The following is a 1,548-nucleotide window of genomic DNA, read 5'->3' as shown; positions in this document are numbered from 1 at the left end:
CTATAACGGTACTCCGTTTAGCGCGGGGATATAAGGCGGGCAACGACGATTGTATCTTTGACCGATGTTTTCCTATGGAAAACGCGCTTAAAGATGCATGAGGAGTTGCCAACTTTTCCGGAATGCTGTTACTGAAATGTGTATATAATAGTAACAGGTCGATATTTGGAGAAGTTTAGGTGACGCATTGTCCCCTAGAAATTGAGCCAGCACGCCACATGCTTCAAGCCGGGGGACCCGTCCAACGCAGTGGCTCCTTTGTTTGGTTGATCTTTCGGTGCAGACGGGTACTCGTAGTAGTAAGGCTGGCTCAATTTCTTACGTGTAAGACCCCGTGAGACGACAAGCTGTAAAAATTAGGTTGTATCCCACAGACCAACAAGTTCAAATACTTGCACAGCATTTTGGGTGTGCGCGGTGGTGGTGGAATTATGGTTTGAACAAATGTATTGAAACCTATAAAGCAACTGGAAAAGGCTTATCTCAGTCTGGTCTAAATTCTTTATTGCCAGCACTCAAAAAAGACGAAGAGACAGAATGGCTAGGAGAATGTTACTCGCAAGTATTGCAATCTGTAAGTCTCAACCTTAGCCGTGCGTACAAAAACTTTTTTGATGGTAGAGCGCAATATCCTAAGTTCAAGTCAAGACACCATCGTCAGTCAATCCAGTATCCACAAAAAGTAAAACAAGTCAATAATTGTTTGAAATTTCCTGGAACGTTGGGTGCTGTAAAAGCTAAAATACATCGTTTACTTGATGGGACTATCAAGACTGTGACTGTCAGTAAATGCCCCTCTGGTAAGTACTACGCTTCTGTGTTGATGGAATATGAAGGTGATTATCCGACATCAAACGCTAATGATAAGGTTATTGGTGTTGATTTAGGGATTAAGGATTTTGCGATTACCTATGATGGTGAAAAGATTTCCAAATATTCAAACCCAAAACACTTAGCCAAATATGAAAAGAAATTAGCCAAGAAACAACGTATAGCTGCACGAAAAGTAAAAGGTAGTAATCGTCGTAGAAAGGCAACTTTGATTGTAGCTAGGGTATACGAACAAGTTAGTAATGTCCGCCAAGACTACTTACACAAGTTATCTAGAAAGATAGTTGATCATAATCAAGTCGTAGTCGTCGAAAACCTAAATGTCAAGGGCATGGTTCGTAACCATAAACTAGCAAAAGCAATATCTGATACGGGATGGGGAACCTTTGTCAATTTCTTGTCTTACAAATTAGAACGAAATGGTGGAAGGTTAGTTGAGATAAACCGATGGTTTCCTAGTTCCAAACTTTGTTCTAATTGTCATTACCAAATCAAAGAGTTGCCACTAGAGATAAGGGCTTGGACTTGCCCAAGTTGTGGTGCTCAACATGACAGAGATGGTAATGCTGCAATGAATATTAGAGCAGAAGGTATCAGAATGCTGTCCTCCTCTGGGACGGGGGAGGCTAACGCCAATGGAGAGGAAGTAAGACCAAATCGTGGGCGTAAGCCTGTGATGAGGCATTCCTCCGTGAAGTTGGAAGCCCCCACCATACC

Annotated in this window: 1 protein-coding gene; it reads left to right on the top strand. The window is 42.1% G+C overall.

What is annotated here, in order from left to right:
• Positions 1 to 334: 334 nt before the first annotated feature.
• A partial coding sequence (locus tag DP117_RS35185; RefSeq protein WP_169222765.1) for an RNA-guided endonuclease TnpB family protein occupies positions 335 to 1,548 on the top strand: 1,214 nt, incomplete at its 3' end.

The sequence above is a fragment of the Brasilonema sp. UFV-L1 genome (assembly GCF_012912105.1).
Classification (GTDB): domain Bacteria; phylum Cyanobacteriota; class Cyanobacteriia; order Cyanobacteriales; family Nostocaceae; genus Brasilonema.
This window is presented reverse-complemented; position numbering and strand designations above follow the sequence as displayed.